The 18,266-nt window shown below is 67.8% G+C and carries 19 protein-coding genes; 17 read left to right on the top strand and 2 right to left on the bottom strand.

All coding sequences use genetic code 11. The annotated features are described in order from the left end of the window. Positions 1-29 precede the first annotated feature (29 nt). The 10 genes from sufB (at position 30) to V5F63_RS13240 (ending at position 10,791) form a co-directional block, all read left to right on the top strand. Positions 30-1,502 carry a Fe-S cluster assembly protein SufB gene (gene sufB / locus V5F63_RS13285; protein ID WP_394102393.1) on the top strand — a complete coding sequence of 491 codons (1,473 nt, stop codon included), beginning with the start codon at positions 30-32 and terminating at the stop codon, positions 1,500-1,502. A gap of 94 nt (positions 1,503-1,596) precedes the next feature. Further along, positions 1,597-2,346: a Fe-S cluster assembly ATPase SufC gene (gene sufC / locus V5F63_RS13280; RefSeq protein WP_394029735.1), complete on the top strand. Its 750-nt coding sequence runs from the start codon at positions 1,597-1,599 to the stop codon at positions 2,344-2,346. An 11-nt stretch (positions 2,347-2,357) separates the two neighbouring features. Beyond that, positions 2,358-3,686, top strand: a complete 1,329-nt coding sequence (gene sufD / locus V5F63_RS13275) for a Fe-S cluster assembly protein SufD (RefSeq protein WP_394102394.1) — start codon at positions 2,358-2,360, stop codon at positions 3,684-3,686. A 158-nt stretch (positions 3,687-3,844) separates the two neighbouring features. Further along, a complete protein-coding gene (locus tag V5F63_RS13270; protein ID WP_394102395.1) occupies positions 3,845-5,092 on the top strand; it encodes a cysteine desulfurase in 1,248 nt (415 codons plus the stop codon). After that, positions 5,089-5,463, top strand: coding sequence for an SUF system Fe-S cluster assembly protein (locus V5F63_RS13265; RefSeq protein ID WP_024278828.1), 375 nt, complete (start codon positions 5,089-5,091; stop codon positions 5,461-5,463). The genes V5F63_RS13270 and V5F63_RS13265 overlap by 4 nt, the downstream gene beginning before the upstream one ends. 9 nt (positions 5,464-5,472) lie before the next feature. Next, positions 5,473-5,916 carry a VOC family protein gene (locus tag V5F63_RS13260; RefSeq protein WP_394102396.1) on the top strand — a complete coding sequence of 148 codons (444 nt, stop codon included), beginning with the start codon at positions 5,473-5,475 and terminating at the stop codon, positions 5,914-5,916. A 644-nt stretch (positions 5,917-6,560) separates the two neighbouring features. Continuing rightward, positions 6,561-7,883: a proline--tRNA ligase gene (proS, locus tag V5F63_RS13255; RefSeq protein WP_394029738.1), complete on the top strand. Its 1,323-nt coding sequence runs from the start codon at positions 6,561-6,563 to the stop codon at positions 7,881-7,883. Then, entirely contained in the window at positions 7,880-9,181 is a 1,302-nt protein-coding gene (locus V5F63_RS13250) for a lipoprotein-releasing ABC transporter permease subunit (RefSeq protein WP_394102397.1), read from the top strand. The genes proS and V5F63_RS13250 overlap by 4 nt, the downstream gene beginning before the upstream one ends. 5 nt (positions 9,182-9,186) lie before the next feature. Continuing rightward, positions 9,187-9,924, top strand: coding sequence for an ABC transporter ATP-binding protein (locus tag V5F63_RS13245; RefSeq protein WP_209490575.1), 738 nt, complete (start codon positions 9,187-9,189; stop codon positions 9,922-9,924). Positions 9,925-9,990: 66 nt separating this feature from the next. Beyond that, a complete protein-coding gene (locus tag V5F63_RS13240) occupies positions 9,991-10,791 on the top strand; it encodes a YdcF family protein (RefSeq protein ID WP_209489594.1) in 801 nt (266 codons plus the stop codon). A gap of 24 nt (positions 10,792-10,815) precedes the next feature. On the opposite strand, the gene V5F63_RS13235 is transcribed toward V5F63_RS13240, so the two are convergent. After that, positions 10,816-11,118, bottom strand: coding sequence for a DUF3253 domain-containing protein (locus tag V5F63_RS13235; RefSeq protein ID WP_209489592.1), 303 nt, complete (start codon positions 11,116-11,118; stop codon positions 10,816-10,818). Between the two features lie 206 nt (positions 11,119-11,324). On the opposite strand from V5F63_RS13235, the gene V5F63_RS13230 reads away from it, so the two are divergent. The 4 genes from V5F63_RS13230 to V5F63_RS13215 all read left to right on the top strand — a co-directional run bounded on the left by V5F63_RS13230 (position 11,325) and on the right by V5F63_RS13215 (position 14,303). Then, positions 11,325-11,462 carry a hypothetical protein gene (locus V5F63_RS13230; RefSeq protein WP_209489590.1) on the top strand — a complete coding sequence of 46 codons (138 nt, stop codon included), beginning with the start codon at positions 11,325-11,327 and terminating at the stop codon, positions 11,460-11,462. A 150-nt stretch (positions 11,463-11,612) separates the two neighbouring features. Further along, on the top strand, positions 11,613-12,599 hold the full coding sequence (locus tag V5F63_RS13225) for a hypothetical protein (protein ID WP_209489588.1): 987 nt from the start codon (positions 11,613-11,615) through the stop codon (positions 12,597-12,599). A gap of 10 nt (positions 12,600-12,609) precedes the next feature. Further along, on the top strand, positions 12,610-13,044 hold the full coding sequence (locus tag V5F63_RS13220) for a DUF1489 family protein (RefSeq protein ID WP_394102398.1): 435 nt from the start codon (positions 12,610-12,612) through the stop codon (positions 13,042-13,044). 101 nt (positions 13,045-13,145) lie between these two features. Beyond that, positions 13,146-14,303 carry a hypothetical protein gene (locus V5F63_RS13215; RefSeq protein ID WP_394102399.1) on the top strand — a complete coding sequence of 386 codons (1,158 nt, stop codon included), beginning with the start codon at positions 13,146-13,148 and terminating at the stop codon, positions 14,301-14,303. Positions 14,304-14,333: 30 nt separating this feature from the next. Here the strand turns inward: V5F63_RS13215 and V5F63_RS13210 are convergent, their stop codons facing one another. Continuing rightward, positions 14,334-14,948 (bottom strand): helix-turn-helix domain-containing protein, encoded by a 615-nt coding sequence (locus tag V5F63_RS13210; protein WP_209489582.1) that lies wholly within the window; start codon positions 14,946-14,948, stop codon positions 14,334-14,336. Between the two features lie 292 nt (positions 14,949-15,240). Between V5F63_RS13210 and glyA the strand changes: the two genes are divergently transcribed. Genes glyA through ribD form a run of 3 tightly spaced genes read left to right on the top strand, consistent with a single transcriptional unit; the run spans position 15,241 to position 18,266 of the window. Further along, on the top strand, positions 15,241-16,554 hold the full coding sequence (glyA, locus tag V5F63_RS13205; protein ID WP_281066352.1) for a serine hydroxymethyltransferase: 1,314 nt from the start codon (positions 15,241-15,243) through the stop codon (positions 16,552-16,554). Between the two features lie 27 nt (positions 16,555-16,581). Then, entirely contained in the window at positions 16,582-17,121 is a 540-nt protein-coding gene (gene nrdR / locus V5F63_RS13200; RefSeq protein ID WP_394102400.1) for a transcriptional regulator NrdR, read from the top strand. Next, a complete protein-coding gene (gene ribD / locus V5F63_RS13195) occupies positions 17,118-18,266 on the top strand; it encodes a bifunctional diaminohydroxyphosphoribosylaminopyrimidine deaminase/5-amino-6-(5-phosphoribosylamino)uracil reductase RibD (RefSeq protein WP_394029258.1) in 1,149 nt (382 codons plus the stop codon). The genes nrdR and ribD overlap by 4 nt, the downstream gene beginning before the upstream one ends.

Here is an 18,266-nt window from a genome sequence, read left to right as displayed (position 1 = left end):
TTGACCCCGCGCGGGAGAGGAGAAGAGAGATGCCTGCGGTTCAGGAAACCGTCGAGCGCGTCCGCGCGATCGATGTGGATCAGTACAAGTACGGTTTCGTCACCGACATCGAGAGCGAGAAGGCCCCGAAGGGCCTGTCGGAAGACACGATCCGTTACATTTCCGCCCGGAAGAACGAGCCCGAGTGGATGCTGGAATGGCGGCTCGACGCCTACCGGCGCTGGCTCACCATGGAAGAGCCCACCTGGGCGCGGGTGAGCTACCCGAAGATCGATTTCCAGGACTATTATTATTACTCGGCCCCCAAGGCTGCGCCGAAGTCCATCGACGAGATCGACCCGGAAATCCTCAAGACCTACGAGAAGCTCGGCATCCCGCTGCGCGAGCGCGACGCGCTGCTCGGCATCCAGCGCGAGGGCGGCTCCAGGGTGGCGGTGGACGCGGTGTTCGACAGCGTGTCGGTCGCCACCACCTTCAAGGAGGAATTGGCCAAGGCGGGCGTGATCTTCATGCCCATCTCGGAGGCCATCCGCGAGCATCCCGAGCTGGTGAAGAAATATCTCGGCTCGGTCGTGCCGGTGACGGACAATTTCTACGCTACCCTCAATTCGGCGGTCTTCTCGGACGGCTCGTTCGTGTTCGTTCCGAAGGGGGTGCGCTGCCCCATGGAGCTGAGCACCTATTTCCGTATCAACGAGCGCAACACCGGCCAGTTCGAGCGCACCCTCATCATCGCCGATGAAGGCGCCTATGTGAGCTACCTGGAAGGCTGCACCGCGCCCCAGCGCGACGAGAACCAGCTGCACGCCGCCGTGGTCGAGCTGGTGGCGATGAAGGATGCGGAGATCAAGTATTCCACCGTCCAGAACTGGTATCCCGGCGACAAGGACGGCAGGGGCGGCATCTACAATTTCGTCACCAAGCGCGGCGATTGCCGGGGCGACAATTCCAAGATCTCCTGGACGCAGGTGGAGACCGGCTCGGCCATCACCTGGAAGTATCCGAGCTGCATCCTGCGCGGCGACAATTCGCAGGGCGAGTTCTATTCCATCGCCATCTCCAACGGCCACCAGCAGGTGGATTCGGGGACGAAGATGATCCACCTCGGCAAGAACACGTCGAGCCGGATCATCTCCAAGGGCATCGCCGCCGGGCACTCGGACAACACCTATCGCGGGCTCGTCTCGGCCCACCGCAAGGCGACCGGCGCGCGGAACTTCACCAACTGCGATTCGCTCCTCATCGGCGATCTCTGCGGAGCGCACACCGTGCCCTACATGGAGGCCAAGAACGCCTCGGCCCAGTTCGAGCACGAGGCGACCACCTCCAAGATCTCCGAGGACCAGCTGTTCTACTGCCTCCAGCGCGGCCTTTCGCAGGAGGAGGCGGTGGCGCTCATCGTCAACGGCTTCGTGCGCGACGTGCTCCAGCAGCTGCCCATGGAGTTCGCCGTGGAGGCGCAGAAGCTGATCGCCGTGAGCCTGGAAGGCTCGGTGGGCTGACGAACCGGCCGGCGCGCCGCCGGCCTCCCCCTTTTCTCGCGCAGCGCGTCCCCTCGGGCCGCAGCCGCGCGGATCGACATCTCAAGGACCGAACATGCTCGAAATCCGCAATCTCCGCGCCCGCATCGGCGAGAACGAGATTCTCAAGGGCCTCGACCTCACCATCCCGGATGGCGAGGTGCATGCCATCATGGGGCCGAACGGCTCCGGCAAGTCCACGCTCTCCTATGTCCTCTCCGGCAAGCCGGATTATGAGGTGACGGACGGCTCGGTGAGCTTCGATGGCGCGGACCTGCTCGCGCTCGACGCCAGCGAGCGCGCGGCGGCGGGTGTCTTCCTCGCCTTCCAGTATCCCATCGAGATTCCCGGCGTCGCCAACATGACCTTCCTCCGGGCGGCCATGAACGCCCAGCGCAAGGCGCGCGGTGAGGAGGAGATTTCCACCCCCGACTTCCTGAAGCTGGTGCGCGCCAAGGCGCCGGACCTCGGCATCTCGCAGGACATGCTCCGGCGCGGCGTCAACGTGGGCTTTTCGGGCGGCGAGAAGAAGCGCAACGAAATCCTGCAGATGGCCCTGCTGGAGCCCAAGCTCTGCATTCTGGATGAGACCGATTCCGGCCTCGATATCGATGCCCTCAAGGTGGTTGCCCATGGCGTGAACGCGCTGCGTTCGCCGAAGCGCTCCATGCTGGTCATCACCCACTATCAGCGTCTGCTCGACCATATCGTGCCGGACGTGGTGCATGTGATGCACAAGGGCCGCATCGTCCGCTCCGGCGGGCCGGAGCTGGCGCTGGAGCTGGAAGAGTCCGGCTATGCGGCCTACGCGCAGGACGCGGCGTGAGGGACGGCACCATGACCATCAACGTCCGTCCCGCCCGAACAGCGGCGGAAGAGGCCATCGCCGCCGCGCTTGAGGCGTCGATCACCGCCGAGGCAGGGCAGGGGCGCATCCCCGAGATCCGCCGCGCCGCCCGCGATGCCTTCCTCGCGAACGGCCTGCCCAGCCGCCGCGTGGAGGAGTGGAAGTACACCGACCTGCGCGCCGCCATCCGCGATGTCCCCAACCGCGCTCCCGCGCCGGGCGCGGTGGAGGAGGCGGAGGCCGCCGCGCTGGTGCCGGCGGTGCCGAATGCCGCCCGCATCCTGTTCGTGAACGGCGTGCTCTCCCGCGCCGGCTCGGATTTCGCGGCGCTGTCGGAAGGCGTCACCGGGCTGCCGCTGGAGAGCGCCATCGCCGCCGGCGATCCACTCGCAGACCGCATCAATGCCCTGTCGCCGAGCCGCTATGACGGGCCGCTGGCCCTCAACACCGGCTTCCTCGGCGAGGGCGTCGCGCTTCGCGTCGATGCCGGGGTGAAGGCCGCGCGGCCGGTTCACATTGCCCACGCCTTCCCGGGCGCCGAGGCCGTCTCCGGCTTCACCCGCACCGTCGTGGTGGTGGGCGCGGGCGCGGAGGTGACGCTGGTGGAGACCTTCGCCGGGCGTGATGGCGTCGCCTACCAGTCCAACCACGCGGTGGAACTGGTGGTGGGCGACGGCGCCATCGTGAATCTCGTGCGCATCCAGGAGGAGGGCGACGCCGCCTTCCACTTCGGCACCCTCATGCTGGAGCTGGGCCGCGAGGCGAAGCTGAACCTGTTCGCCCTCGCCCAGGGCGCGGCATTGGCGCGCTACAACGTCTATGGCCGCTTCGAGGGCACCGGCGCCCATGCCGGCATCCGCGGCGCGACCCTCGCGCGCGGCCGCCAGCATTCGGACACGACCCTCGTCATCGACCATGCGGTCGCGCACGGCGAGAGCCGCGAACTGTTCAAGACCGTGCTCGCCGACGATGCCCACGGCGTGTTCCAGGGCAAGATCGTGGTGCGCCGCGCGGCCCAGAAGACCGATGGGCGGATGATGAGCCAGGCGCTCCTCCTCTCCGACCGCGCCGAGATGGACAACAAGCCGGAGCTGGAAATCTTCGCCGACGATGTCCAGTGCGGCCACGGCGCCACCGCCGGCGCCCTCGACCGCTCCATGCTGTTCTATTTGCGCTCGCGCGGCCTGCCGGAAAAGGAAGCCGAGATGCTCCTCATCCAGGCCTTCCTCGGCGAGGCGGTGGAATATGTGGAGGACGCCGACCTGCGCGATGTGCTGATCGAGCGGATCTCGGGCTGGCTGGAAAAACGGGTGGTGTAGGGCGCGCTGCCTCATCCGCCGTCCGGCCGTCATCCTCCGGCTTGACCGGAGGATCCATGGCGCCGCCGGATCCGTCGGATGGATGGACCCTCCGGTCAAGCCGGAGGGCGACGGCGAGCAACAGTTTCCTTGAAGACGATTGCCAAAAGGATTTGGCCATGACCAAGCCCCACTCCGCCGTCGCCAATGGCTCCTTCGACGTGGAGCTTGTGCGCGCGGATTTTCCGGCCCTGTCGCTGGAGGTGAACGGCCATCCGCTCACCTATCTCGACAATGCCGCCTCCGCCCAGAAGCCGCGGCAGGTGATCGACCGGATGGTGACCGCCTATGAGCGGGAATATTCCAACGTCCATCGCGGCCTGCACTATCTCGCCAACGCCGCCACCGAGGCATTCGAGCATGCCCGCGAGACGGCGCGCGCCTTCCTGAATGCCGAGAGCATCGACGAGATCATCTTCACCCGCTCCGGCACCGGCGCCATCAACACGGTGGCCTCGTCCCTCGGCCAGTCCATCGAAGCGGGCGACGAGATCGTGCTCTCCATCATGGAGCACCATTCCAACATCGTGCCGTGGCACTTCCTGCGCGAGCGCAAGGGCGCCGTCATCAAGTGGGCGCCGGTGCGGGAGGATGGGTCCTTCGACCTCGACGCCTTCAAGGCGCTGCTCGGCCCGCGCACCAAGATCGTCGCCATCACCCACATGTCCAACGTGCTGGGCACGGTGACGCCGATCAAGGAGATCGCCGCGGCCGCCCATGCGGTGGGCGCCAAGGTCGCGGTGGATGGCTGCCAGGCCATCGTCCACATGCCGGTTGATGTGCGCGACCTCGATGTGGATTTCTACGCCGTCACCGGCCACAAGCTCTATGCGCCCACCGGCATCGGCCTGCTCTACGGCAAGAAGGAGCTGCTGGAGGCCATGCCGCCTTACGAGGGCGGCGGAGAGATGATCCGCGAGGTGACGGAGGAGACCGTCACCTATGGCGTACCCCCGCACCGTTTCGAGGCTGGAACACCTCCAATTGTGCAGGCCATCGGCCTCGGCGCCGCAATGGAATATGTCCAGTCCATCGGCCGCGAGCGCATCGCCGCGCACGAGCACGATCTCTCGGCCTATGCCCACGAACGCCTGAGGGCATTGAATTCCCTGCGGATCATCGGCACCGCGGCGGACAAGGGCGCCATCATTTCCTTCGAGATGAAGGGCGCCCACCCCCACGACGTGGCGACCATCATAGACCGCTACGGTGTCGCGGTACGGGCGGGCACCCATTGCGCGCAGCCGCTTTTGGCACGATATGGTGCGACAGCGACGTGCCGCGCATCCTTTGCCCTTTACAACACGCGCGCCGACGTGGACCGTCTCTTCGACGCCCTCGTCAAGGCGCAGGATTTGTTCGCATGACCGATACCAAGTCGATCGAGGCGCCGAACCAGCCGCAGATTCAGTCTCCGATCCCGGAGGCGGAGCTTGCGCGGCTCACCGACGACATCGTGATCGCCCTCAAGACGGTCTACGATCCCGAGATCCCGGTGGACATCTACGAGCTTGGCCTGATCTACAAGGTCGATATCTCGGATGCCCGCACCGTTGCTGTGGAGATGACGCTCACCACGCCAAATTGCCCGGCTGCCGCCGAGCTGCCCGGCATGGTGGAGAGCGCCGTCGCGGCGGTGCCCGGTATTTCGGACGTGAAGGTGGATATCACCTTCGACCCGCCGTGGGACCAGGGCCGCATGTCCGAGGAAGCCCGCGCCACGCTCAACCTCTGGTGAGGGCGCAGCGTGGCTGACGGGCAGGGGACCGCGCGCGCCGCGCCGCCCCTCGGCCGGGTGCTGGAAACCGGCCTCTACGTCGACGACCTCGACCGGGCGCGCGGCTTCTATGAGGGTGTGCTGGGGCTCGTTCCCATGCTGGCCGACGCGCGCTTCGTTGCTTTTCCCGTCGGCGGAACGGTTCTGCTTCTCTTCCTGCGCGGCTCGGCCGATGAGGCCATCGAACTGCCCTTCGGCGGCGCCATCCCGCCCCACGACGGTGCCGGCCGCCTGCACTTCGCTTTTTCCGCCGAAGCCGCCGACATGGCGCGCTGGCGCGACCACCTCACGGCGCATGGCGTCGCCATCGAGGGCGAGGTGCAGTGGCCGAAGGGCTCGACGAGCCTCTATTTCCGCGATCCCGATGGGAATCTGGCCGAGATCGCCAGCCCCGGGCTGTGGGAGAACTATTAGGCGGTTTGGCCAACGGCGTGATTCCTGGCGGCCTGGCCTGCCGCGCGCGTCGGCTCTCGCAGGTCATCCTCTCTGCACCGTCATCCTCTCGGCACCGTCATCGCCCGGCGCGTCCGGGCGATCCACTCGCCCGCTCGTCCTGTGCCTCAATGGAAAGAGCCGCCCTGGCCGAACCGTGGATCCCCCGCACGAGGCGGGGGATGACAACGGAGGGCTGTTTCGCAGCCCAAGCCGAACTCCAAAAGAAAAAGGCGAGGCCCCGTGCGGGCCTCGCCTTGTCTAATCCACGGGTCCAGCGCCGCCTGCAGATCTAAGTCTGCTTGTTGGGGCCGCGCGGCCAATCCGTGATACCGATTCCGTATGCGCCAAGAGGCGGCCGCCGGTCGGCTTTTTCTTCGACTCCTCCCGAGACCTGAACCGCATTCACCGCCGTGGCCGGCTGGTGACGGTCCCCTTTCTTGTGCGGGGGCAAAATAGAACAAGAATCTGTCGTTTGTCATCCTTGCGCCGCAATAAGTCGTTCGCTGCGCCGCAATATGGTTGCATGGCACCGTGTTCGCGCCACCGCCCTTGTGTTTTCGGCGCCCTTCCGCTTTCACTCCCGGCGACCGCTTTTCCCTCCGCACGAGAGTCCGAGCCACCCGATGCGACTGTCCCGCTATTTCCTTCCCATTCTGCGCGAGGTGCCCAAGGAGGCGGAGATCGTCTCGCACCGGCTGATGCTGCGCGCCGGCATGATCCGGCAGGAATCGGCCGGCATCTACGCCTGGCTGCCCTTCGGCCTGCGTGTGCTGAACAAGGTCTGCAACATCATCCGCGAGGAGCAGAATCGCGCCGGCGCCATCGAGATGCTGATGCCGACCATCCAGTCGGCGGACCTGTGGCGCGAGAGCGGGCGCTACGACGACTACGGCAAGGAGATGCTGCGCATCCGCGACCGTCACGACCGCGAGATGCTGTTCGGCCCCACCAACGAGGAGATGATCACCGAGATCGTCCGCGCCTATGTGAAGTCCTATAAGGCGCTGCCCCTCAACCTCTACCATATCCAGTGGAAGTTCCGGGACGAGGTGCGCCCGCGCTTCGGCGTCTACCGTTCGCGCGAGTTCCTGATGAAGGATGCCTATTCCTTCGATCTCGACGCGGCCGGCGCCCGCCATTCCTACAACAAGATGTTCGTCGCTTATCTGCGCACCTTCGCCCGCATGGGCCTGAAAGCGATTCCGATGGTGGCGGACACGGGACCGATCGGCGGCAATCTCTCCCACGAGTTCATCATCCTCGCCTCCACCGGCGAGAGCGAGGTGTTCTGCCACGGCGACTATCTCGACATGGCGCCGCCCCCCGCCGACGTGAACTTCGACGATCCCGCCGGCCTGCAAAGCGTGTTCGACCGCTGGACGCAGCTTTATGCCGCGACCTCCGAGAAGCACGACACGGCGGCCTTCGAGGCCATCCCCGAGGCGCGCCGCCTCGCCGCGCGCGGCATCGAGGTGGGCCACATCTTCTATTTCGGCACCAAATATTCCGAGCCCTTCGGCGCCAAGGTGCTCGGCCCGGACGGCAAGGAGCACACCATTCACATGGGCTCCTACGGCATCGGCCCCTCGCGCCTCGTGGCGGCCATGATCGAGGCGTCTCACGATGAGAATGGCATCATCTGGCCGGACGCGGTGGCGCCCTTCCAGGTGGGCATCCTGAACCTCAAGGTCGGCGACAGCGCCACGGAGGCGGCCTGCGGCGCCCTTTACGCGGAATTGACCGCTGCCGGTTACGACGTGCTGTACGACGACACCGAGGAGCGCGCCGGCGCCAAGTTCGCCACCGCCGATCTCATCGGCCTGCCGTGGCAGATCCTCGTCGGGCCGAAGGGGCTCGCCGAGGGCAAGGTGGAACTGAAGCGCCGGGTGGACGGCTCGCGCGAGCTGATCGCCCCGAGCGACATTGTGGAGAGGCTGAAGGCATGACGGCAACCCATGCGACGGCAGCGAAGGCAGGCGGGGATGTCACCGGCACGCGCCCCTTCGCGCCGTTCGAGTGGATGCTGTCCCTGCGTTACCTGAGGGCCCGCCGCAAGGAGGGCTTCATCTCGGTCATTGCCGGCTTCTCCTTCCTCGGCATCATGCTGGGGGTGGCGACGCTCATCATCGTCATGGCGGTGATGAACGGCTTCCGGCAGGAGTTGCTGGGCAAAATTCTTGGCCTCAACGGCCATGTGCTCGTGCAGCCGCTGGAATCACCGCTCACCGACTACAGGGCGGTGGCCGCGCGCATCGCCGGGCTCAACGGCATCCGCCTCGCGGTGCCGCTGGTGGAGGGGCAGGCGCTCGCCTCCTCGCCCTTCGGCGCCTCCGGCGTGCTGGTGCGCGGCATGGCGGAGAAGGACCTGCGCGGCCTGCCGTCGGTGGCCCACAACATCCGCCAGGGCACGCTGGAGAATTTCGACCAGGGGCAGGGCATCGCCATCGGCAAGCGCCTTGCGGACCAATTGTCCCTGCGTGCGGGCGACAACATCACCCTCGTCGCCCCGCGCGGCGCGGTGACGCCCATGGGCACGTCGCCGCGCATCAAGGTCTACAAGATCGCGGCGGTGTTCGAGGTCGGCATGTCGGAATACGACAGCGCCTTCGTCTTCATGCCGCTGCCGGAGGCGCAGGCCTATTTCAACCGCAACGGCGACGTGAACGCCATCGAGGTCTATCTCGACAACCCCGACGACGTGGGCGAGTTGCGCGGCGCCATCCAGAGCGCGGCGGAGCGGCCGGTCTATCTGGTGGACTGGCGGGTGCGCAACGCCACCTTCTTCGGCGCGCTGCAGGTGGAGCGGAACGTGATGTTCCTCATCCTCACGCTGATCGTGCTGGTGGCGGCGCTCAACATCGTGTCCGGCCTCATCATGCTGGTGAAGGACAAGGGGCACGACATCGCCATCCTGCGCACCATGGGCGCCACGCAGGGCTCCATCATGCGCATCTTCTTCATCACCGGCGCCTCCATCGGCGTGGTGGGGACGCTCTCGGGGCTGCTGCTGGGCGTGATCGTCTGCCTCAATATCGAGAGCATCCGCCAGTTCATCTCCTGGCTCACTTCCACCGAGCTGTTCTCGCCCGAGCTCTATTATCTCTCCCGCCTGCCGGCGCAGATGAACTTCGGCGAGACCTCCTCGGTGGTGCTGATGGCGATGGTGCTTTCCTTCCTGGCCACGCTCTATCCGTCCTGGCGGGCCGCCCGGCTCGATCCGGTGGAAGCCCTGAGGTACGAGTGATGGACATGCCCACCCCGCCCGAAAGCCGCACGCCGGGCCGTGCCGCAGGATCCGGCGCCCGTCCGCAGTATGCGCTCGCGCTGTCCGGCGTGGTGCGGCGCTATGCGCAGGGGCAGGGCGCCCTGGAGATCCTGCGCGGCGCCGACCTCGCCATCGCCCAGGGCCAGTCGGTGGCGCTCGTCGCGCCGTCCGGCTCCGGCAAGTCCACGCTTTTGCATATCGCCGGGCTGCTGGAGCATTCGGATGCCGGCGAGGTGTTCATCGACGGCGCGCCCACCGCCCGCCTGCCGGACGCCGAGCGCACCCGCATCCGCCGCCTCTCCATCGGCTTCGTCTACCAGTTCCACCACCTCCTGCCCGAGTTCACGGCGCTGGAGAACGTGGCCATGCCGCAGATGATCCGCGGCCTCTCCAAGAAGGAAGCGGAGACGCGGGCGAAGGAGCTGCTCTCCTATCTCGGCCTCGGCGCGCGCCTCACCCATCGCCCGTCGGAACTGTCCGGCGGCGAGCAGCAGCGCGTGGCCATCGCCCGCGCCCTCGCCAATGCGCCGCGCCTGCTGCTGGCGGATGAGCCCACCGGCAATCTCGACCCCAAGACGGCCGATCACGTCTTCGGGGCCATGTCGGAGCTGGTGCGGGCCACCGGCGTCGCGGCGCTGATCGCCACCCACAATCTCGACCTCGCCGCCCGCATGGACCGGCGCGTCACCCTGCGCGAGGGCAAGGTGGTCGAGCTGGCCTGACCCGGCGCCGAGGCGTCCCAACCGGCGCCGGTTGCCCGCTGGGGTAAGGCGCCCTGCCGAGGTGGCATGGATTCGTTCTTCACCGTCTCCAAAGTGTTCTGGTTTCTCGTCGCGCCGTCCAATGCGCTGGTGCTGGTCGCGGTCATCGGCCTTCTGGCCGCCCTCGCCGGGCTGCGCCGGACAGGGCTGGGGCTTCTGACCGTCTCGGTCGCCGGCTTCGTGATCGTCGGCTTCTCGCCCCTCGCCAACTACCTGATGAGCCCGCTGGAAGAGCGCTTCCCCATCTACCGGGGGCAGGAGCCCATCACGGGCGTGATCCTCCTGGGCGGCGCCGAGGTGCCGGAGGTAGGGCTCGCGCGCGGCATCCCGGCCTTTGCCAATGCGGGGGAGCGGGCCATCGCCTTCGGGGCGCTGGCGCGGCAGTATCCGAATGCGCGGCTGGCCTTCGTCGGCGGCAGCGGTCGGCTCTTCTCCGATGGCGTGGGCATCGAGGCCCGCATGATGCAGATGACCATGCCCGACCTCGGTATCGCCCCCGAGCGGGTGGAGTATGAGGAGAAGTCCCGCAACACGGCGGAAAATGCGGCCTTCGCCAAGGAGGTGCTCAAGCCGAAGCCCGGCGAGCGGTGGCTTCTGGTGACGAGCGCCTTCCACATGCCCCGCGCGGTGGGCTGCTTCCGCAAGGCGGGCTTCGACGTCATTCCCTACCCGGTGGATTTCCGCACCGTGGGCCCCGACGCCCTGAACGATCCCTTCTCGCGCGCGGCGAGCGGCCTCGACATGGCCGACATTGCGGTCAAGGAGTGGATGGGCCTCGTCGCCTATTACTATTCCGGCCAGACCAGCGCGCTGTTTCCCGCGCCCTGACGAAGTCGCGGCCCAATCAGGCGCTCATTCGTCGCGCGGCAGCCCGATGCGGTAGACGCCCCGGAAGTCGGCCGGATCCACCGGACGGCCTTTGCGGTAGATCATCAGCCGGCCCTCCAGCGCGAGACGGACGGCGACGCGGCGGATCACGGGGAGCGCCCGCTGCCATTCCTCCTTCGGCATCAGCGCCAGCGCCGCGTCCATGGGGCCGATGCTCTTGCCCGGCCCGGCCTCGGCGGCGAGGCGCAGCACCAGCGCGGCGGCGGCCTCATCGTCCGGGAGGGCGGAGGAGGCGGTGGACGAATCAGAGGGACGATCGGCGCTCATGGGCAAGTCCTACCCCATCCCGCGCGGATTTTCCTGCCGCCCGTCGGCGCCCTGTAAATTGCGGGGATTGGCGGTTTGCGCATGCGAGCCGTTCGCAGGAGGCATGGCGCGGGGCTTGCCGAGGCGTTCATAAATTCTTAATGCATGTTGCAGCGCGGGGCGCCCATCGTGCCGCGAGGACTCGTCGAAAAGAGCCGCTATCCATCATGGATCTCAGCCAAGGTCATGCCCATCGCCGCTCCTGCTGGGGCGTCGCGCGCACCGCGCTTGCCGTCTTTCTGCTCGCCGTCGCGGTGATCTACCTCTATGGAGGCTTCGACGCCTCGGCGCTTCGGCCGCACTGAACGAGCCGCGGGCTCTTCATGGGAGCGCGCGGGCGGGTCCGACACTCATCCTGCCGCAATCGGCGGTGATGAGGGTAGGGCGGAGGCGGAAACCGGAAGCGGGTCACGGGCATTCGCCGACGGACCGAGGACTGCGTCGCGGAGGGCGCCATGGCGGAATGGATTGACCGAACCCTCAGCATTCTGAACAGCAATTTCGATGTCCCGGGCTGGGTCGTGCTCGCGGCCATGGTCATCGGCGCCGTGTTCGTGTTCGTGCTGTTCGTGCGGTCGGAGCCCAACGAGAACCCGCTGACGCTGCTGGTGCTCATCGGCATCCTGCTCGGCGGCCTGTCGGTGGGCAGCGCCATGCTCAAGCAGATCGTCCTCGCCGCCGCCATTTCGGAGGCGCGGGCGCTGGAGGCCCGGGCCGCGGGGCTCGATGCCGCAGCCGCCCAATCGGCGCTCGGCTGCATCGGCGCCGACCCGTCCCTCATCCAGGTGTGCGAGGCGGTGCTGTTCGAGCGGCCGGATACGGTTGCGTCCGCCCGTTCGCTGGTGCGCGCGCGCATGGCGCTGGTGGAGGATGCGTTCGAGTTCGTGCGTCGCCGCAAGGCCGACTACCTCACCGAACGGATCATCGCCTGGCGCCGCCCGCTGGAGCAGGATCCCTACGGCCTGGTGGCCTCGGCGCTGGTGGATTTCAACGGCTGCACGGCGACCTATTGCCCGCAGGCGGCGATTTTCGGCGACCCGACCCGCATCATCGCCAACATGAACGAAGGGCGCTACGCCAACCTCATCACCAAATATACGCCGGTGTGGGAGCGCAACGCGCGCAACCGGGGCATGACGGGCGGGCCGCCGCCGCGCACCGGCCCGTTCGGCATGCTGGTGACCCAGCCTGATCCCGCGCAGCCCGGCGCCCCGGCCGCCCCCGCCCCCGCGGCACCGGCGGATGACCTGGAACCGATCCCGCAGCCGCCCACCGCGCCGCTGCCACCGGCCCGCCCGGCGCGCACACCGGCCCCGCAGGCCACCGCTCCGGCCAATCCGGCCCCGCGCCCGGCGGCGCCGCGTCCTCGTCCCCAGCCCGCCGCGCCCGCCGAAGCGGAGCCCGCCGCGGAGGGCGCACCCGCCGCCCCCAACGGCCAGTAGCGCGGGCGCGATGGCGCTCCACCTCATCAAGCTGTGCGTCGGCGCCACCTCCATCGCCGACCTCGAAGGCTGGATCGCCGATCGTGCCGACACCGCGCGGCGTGCCGGCGTCCCGTTCGAGCAGATCCACGTCACCCGGATGGTGCCCAGCCGCAAGGACGAGCTGATCGACGGCGGCTCGCTCTACTGGGTCATCAAGGGGGAGGTGGCGGCGCGCCAGCGCCTGCTGGAACTGCGCCCCATGGTGGACCCGGACGGCGTGCGCCGCTGCGGCCTCGTGCTCGACCCCGCCGTCATCCGCGTGGAGCCGCGCCCCGCGCGCCCGTTCCAGGGCTGGCGCTACCTCGCCGACCGGGAGGCGCCCCGCGACCTCGGCAGCAGCGCCTGCGCCGCCGACCTGCCCGAGGCACTCAGCCGCGAATTGCGCGATCTCGGCCTGCTCTGAGGGGCGGATGCCGCTTCGTCATCTGCCGTTCAGGAAACTTTCGTCATGTTCCCCGCCGAAGCGCCTGGCTCACACGCCCGGCGCCATCGAGGGAGATGGACATGACCATTCGCTTCGCGCCGGCCACATTCGCCTGGGCCGCCGGCCTGTGCGCCGCGAGCATTCTGGCTTCGGGTGCCGCGATGGCGCAGCAGAGCCAGGCGCTGAAGGAGATTCCCGCCGACAAGGCGAAGCTCACCGGCGCCATGACGGTGGATTACAACTCCCGCTCCCTGCGCTCCACCAGCGGCACCGATCTCTACGAGATCAGCGACCTTTCGGTGGCGGACCTGATGATTCTCAAGGGCTCGGTCCAGCGCACGCCGGGCAAGAGCCTTGTCTATTCGGTGAAGTTCGACGTCATCAATCCGTCCAACCCGTCCCAGGTGGCGCGGGAGGTTGCGATCCTGCGCGGCGACCTGCAGATCGACGCCAACGGGCGCTACATCCCCGATGCCGGCCGTCTGCGCATCGACGTGGTGAAGGGCAACCAGACCTCCTCACCCTTCGGCGGCTCCATCCAGGGTCGCAACGTGACGCGCTGGTGGGAGGTGGCCGAGCAGTTCCGCCGGGCCCAGAAGGAGGCGGACAAGATCTATTCCCGCGTGGTCGACGGCAAGGTGGTGTCGATCCAGGTGAAGAATCCCGATCCGCTGCGCTTCGAGCGCACCCAGCTCGCGGCCGGCCCCTTCTCCTTCCTTCCCGAGGTGCGGGTCTCCGGCAACCTCGATTACGACTACGAACTCGGCAACTGGCTGACCGACGCCAACGGCGTGACCTTCGCCTACACCGTCGCCGACCGCTCGCTGACTGACCGCGTGTCCGGCTCGATCCGCTATGTGGAGGAGAACGGCAACTTCACAGACAAGGCGGGGAAGAAGAAGTCCTACACCGGCTATTACGAGTACAATCTGCGCTGGAACGAGCAGGCGGTGAACACCGACCAGTCGTTCTTCGACGCCAGTGCGGCGCAGGCGCAATCCGATGCCTTCTTCTCGTCCGCCGACCAGTCTAAGCCCGGCCTCTACGGCCGCGTCTATTACAACGACAGCGAGGACGCCTGCAAAAGGGTGAAGGGTGAGAACGGCCGGGACCAGTGCGTCGGCCCGACCCGCTCGGAAGTGACCTGGGACCTGAAGGCCGAGAAGCTCACCTATGCCCAGCTCGCCAATTGGGTGAAGCTGGAGATGCTGATCCTCGGCCCGCTGACCGACGAGTGATCCGACCGGAGGGGAGGGGGCGCCGCCCCCTCACTCCAGCACGGCGGCCTTGAGCAGGCAGACCATGAAGGCGCGGGCGGGTGCATCGGAGCGGTTGCGGATGACATGGCGGCGGTCGCAGCGATAGCGCACCGTCTCGCCCTCCTTCACCGTCTCCACCTGCCCGGCCACGTCCACCTCCAGCGTGCCGGAGATGACGGTAAGGCATTCCACGGAGCCGCGCTGGTGCCCGTCCGAATCGAGCTCGCCGCCGGGCGCGGCCTCCATGTCGTAATACTGCAGCCACTCCACCGTCTTGATCCACCCGATGATGGACAGACGCACCAGCCCGTCCTCGGAAAGCAGGATGGGCGTGTCGGCGCGGGAGAGCTTCTCCACGAAGGGCGCGTCGTCGGATGAGGCGAGAACCCGTTCCACCGACATGTCCAGCGCCTGCGACAGGCGCCACACGGTGGCGAGCGTCGGATTGGTCTCGTTGCGCTCGATCTGGCTGATGATGGATTTCGCCACGCCGGACTGCTCGGCAAGGTCCGACAGGGACAGGTTATAGGCCTTGCGCAGGCGCTGTATGGTCTTGCCCAGTTGCCCGGTAATCACCTGGGCGCCGGTTTCGAGAGAGCTGCCCCCGCGTTCCCTGACGGCCATGCCGTAATATCCTTCCAACCGAACGGACGTTCGCTTCAGCGGACGATATCGCTCCGATGCCGCTGATGGAAGGTGGGGAAGTGCCGGAGGCGCGCATTTCGCGGGCCTCTCCGGTAAATGGACACTCTCAACCACAGGTGGAGCGCGCTCGCCGCGCTTGAGGGGGGAAGGCCACACGCCGCACCCGCCGGTTTTGGACTTCACCTTCGCCCTGTGATAAGCGCAGGGTCCGCTCCGGTCGGGCGCCAGCCGCCCTAGCCGGGAGCCTCCACGCCATCACCGGAGACCTGCCATGGCCTCGCAGGACGCGAACCGCTCCTCCGTCTCGGAGGAAATGAACCGCTTCTTCACCGCCTCTCTCGCCGAGACCGACCCCGAGATCGCCGGCGCGGTGAAAGCGGAGCTGGGTCGCCAGCGGGACGAGATCGAGCTGATCGCCTCCGAGAACATCGTCTCGCGCGCCGTGCTCGAGGCTCAGGGCTCCGTGCTCACCAACAAGTATGCCGAGGGCTATCCGGGCAAGCGCTATTATGGCGGCTGCCAGTTCGTGGACGTGGCCGAGAACCTCGCCATCGACCGCGCCAAGAAGCTGTTCGGCTGCGGCTTCGCCAACGTGCAGCCCAATTCCGGCAGCCAGGCGAACCAGGGCGTTTTCTTCGCGCTGCTCCAGCCCGGCGACACCTTCCTCGGCCTGAACCTCGCGGCGGGCGGACACCTGACCCACGGCTCGCCGGTGAACATGTCCGGCAAGTGGTTCAAGCCCGTGCCTTACACCGTGCGCGAGGACGACCAGCGCATCGACTACGAAGAGGTGGCGAAGCTCGCCGATGAGCATAAGCCGAAGCTCATCGTGGCCGGTGGCTCCGCCTATCCGCGCATCATCGACTTCGCCAAGATGCGCGCCATTGCTGATTCCGTCGGCGCGCTGCTGATGGTGGACATGGCGCACTTCGCGGGCCTCGTCGCCGGCGGCGCGCATCCGAGCCCGTTCCCGCACGCCCATGTGGTAACCACCACCACCCACAAGACCCTGCGCGGCCCGCGCGGCGGCATGATCCTCACCAATGACGAGGGCATCGCCAAGAAGGTCAATTCGGCCATCTTCCCCGGCATCCAGGGCGGCCCGCTGATGCACGTCATCGCCGCCAAGGCGGTGGCGTTCGGCGAGGCTCTGCGGCCCGAGTTCAAGCTCTATGCGAAGAACGTGGTGGAGAACGCCAAGGCGCTGGCCGAGACCCTGAAGGGCCACGGCTTCGCCATCGTGTCCGGCGGCACCGACACCCACCTCATGCTGGTGGATCTGCGCCCCAAGCGCCTCACCGGCAAGGTCTCCGAGGCCGCGCTCGGGCGCGCGCACATCACCTGCAACAAGAACGGCATCCCGTTCGATCCCGAGAAGCCGTTCGTGACCTCCGGCGTGCGCCTCGGCACTCCCGCGGGCACCACCCGCGGCTTCGGGGTGGCGGAGTTCCAGCAGGTGGGCAACCTCATCGCCGAGGTGCTCGACGTGCTCTCCCAGAAGGGCACCGACGAGGACAGCCTGGTCGAGGCCGCGGTGCGCGAGAAGGTCTCGACCCTGCTCGCCCGCTTCCCCATCTATCCCTGAGGATCGACGACCGGGAAGGCGTGACGGATGCGGTGCCCCTATTGCGGCGGCCTTGAGACGCAGGTGCGCGATTCCCGGCCGACGGAGGACAACACCGCCATCCGCCGCCGCCGCATCTGTCCCGATTGCGGCGGCCGCTTCACCACGTTCGAGCGGGTGCAGCTGCGCGAGCTGATGGTGCTCAAGCGCTCCGGCCGGCGCGTGCCGTTCGAGCGGGAGAAGCTGGAGAAGTCCGTCAGCGTCGCTTTGCGCAAGCGCCCGGTGGACAATGAGCGCGTGGAGCGGATGCTCAACGGCATCGTGCGCCAGCTGGAAAGCGTGGGCGAAGGCGACATCACCTCCGAGACCATCGGCGAGATGGTGATGGAGGGCCTGAAGCAGCTGGACGACGTGGCCTATGTGCGGTTCGCCTCGGTGTACCGCAATTTCCGCGAGGCCAAGGACTTTGAGAACGCCCTCGCCGAGCTCTCCCACGAGGGCGAGCCGCGCACCCTCGATCCCGGCACCGAGGCGCCGTCCGCTGCGGACAAGCCGCGCGCCCGGCCCGCGCCACGGGGCGGGGAATGAACGTGCGCCCGGCCGCCTCCGCGCCCGTCCTGTCGCCCCGCGAGGACGAGCTGTTCATGGCCGAGGCGCTGAAGGTGGGCCAGACCGGCCTCGGCCGCACCTGGCCCAATCCCTCCGTCGGCGCCGTGGTGGTGCAGCATGTGGACGGCGTGCCGCGCATCGTCTCCAGCGCCGCCACCGCCCCCACCGGCCGCCCCCATGCCGAGCCGCTGGCCCTCGCCGCCGCCGGTGAATTGGCACGCGGATCGACGCTCTATGTCACGCTGGAGCCCTGCTCCCACCACGGCCGTACGCCCCCCTGCGCCGATGCCGTCATCGCCGCCGGGGTCAGCCGGGTGGTCGCCGCCATCGAGGACCCCGACCATCGGGTGAAGGGCAGGGGCGTCGCCCGTCTGCGCGCCGCCGGCATCTGGGTCACTGTGGGGGTGGGGGCCGAGCAGGCGCTCTTCGATCACGCCGGCCACATCCGCCGCGTCACCGAGGGCCGCCCCCATGTGATGGTGAAGATGGCCGTCTCCGCCGATGGCAAGGCCGCCCATGCCGGGCCGAAGCCGGCCGTCGTCACCGGTCCCGAGGCGCGGGCGCGGGCGCATCTCATGCGCGCCCATACGGACGCGATCCTGGTCGGGCTGGGCACGGTGCTGGCCGACGACCCCATGCTCACCTGCCGGCTGGAGGGCTATGAATCGCGCTCGCCGGTGCGGCTCGTGCTGGATGCCGAATTGGACATACCGCTCACCTCCGCCCTCGTGCGCACCGCCTGCGACGTTCCGCTGTGGGTGATCGCCGCAGAGGATGCCCCCGCCCATCGCGCGGCTGCGCTGAACGAGCGCGGCGTCGAGGTGCTGCGCGCGCCCCGTGGGGCGGACGGGCGCATCCATATCCCGGCCATGGTCAAGCTGCTGGGCCTGCTCGGCCTCACCCGCCTGATGGTCGAAGGGGGGCCGACCACGGCCGCCCGCTTCCTGGAAGCCGGCGTGGTGGATGAGGTGGCCGTCTTCCGCAGCCCCGTCATTCTGGGGTCGGATGCTTTCCCCGCCCTTGCCGGACGCCCGCTTATCCGGCTGACCCAGCCGGTGGGATTTGCCGAGGTGGAGCGCGCCGAGCTGGGCGCCGACCACCTCGTGCGCTTGTGGAGACGCTGA

The sequence above is a fragment of the Xanthobacter wiegelii genome (genome assembly GCF_043193855.2).
In the GTDB taxonomy this organism is placed as follows: Bacteria; Pseudomonadota; Alphaproteobacteria; order Rhizobiales; family Xanthobacteraceae; genus Xanthobacter; species Xanthobacter flavus_A.
This window is presented reverse-complemented; position numbering and strand designations above follow the sequence as displayed.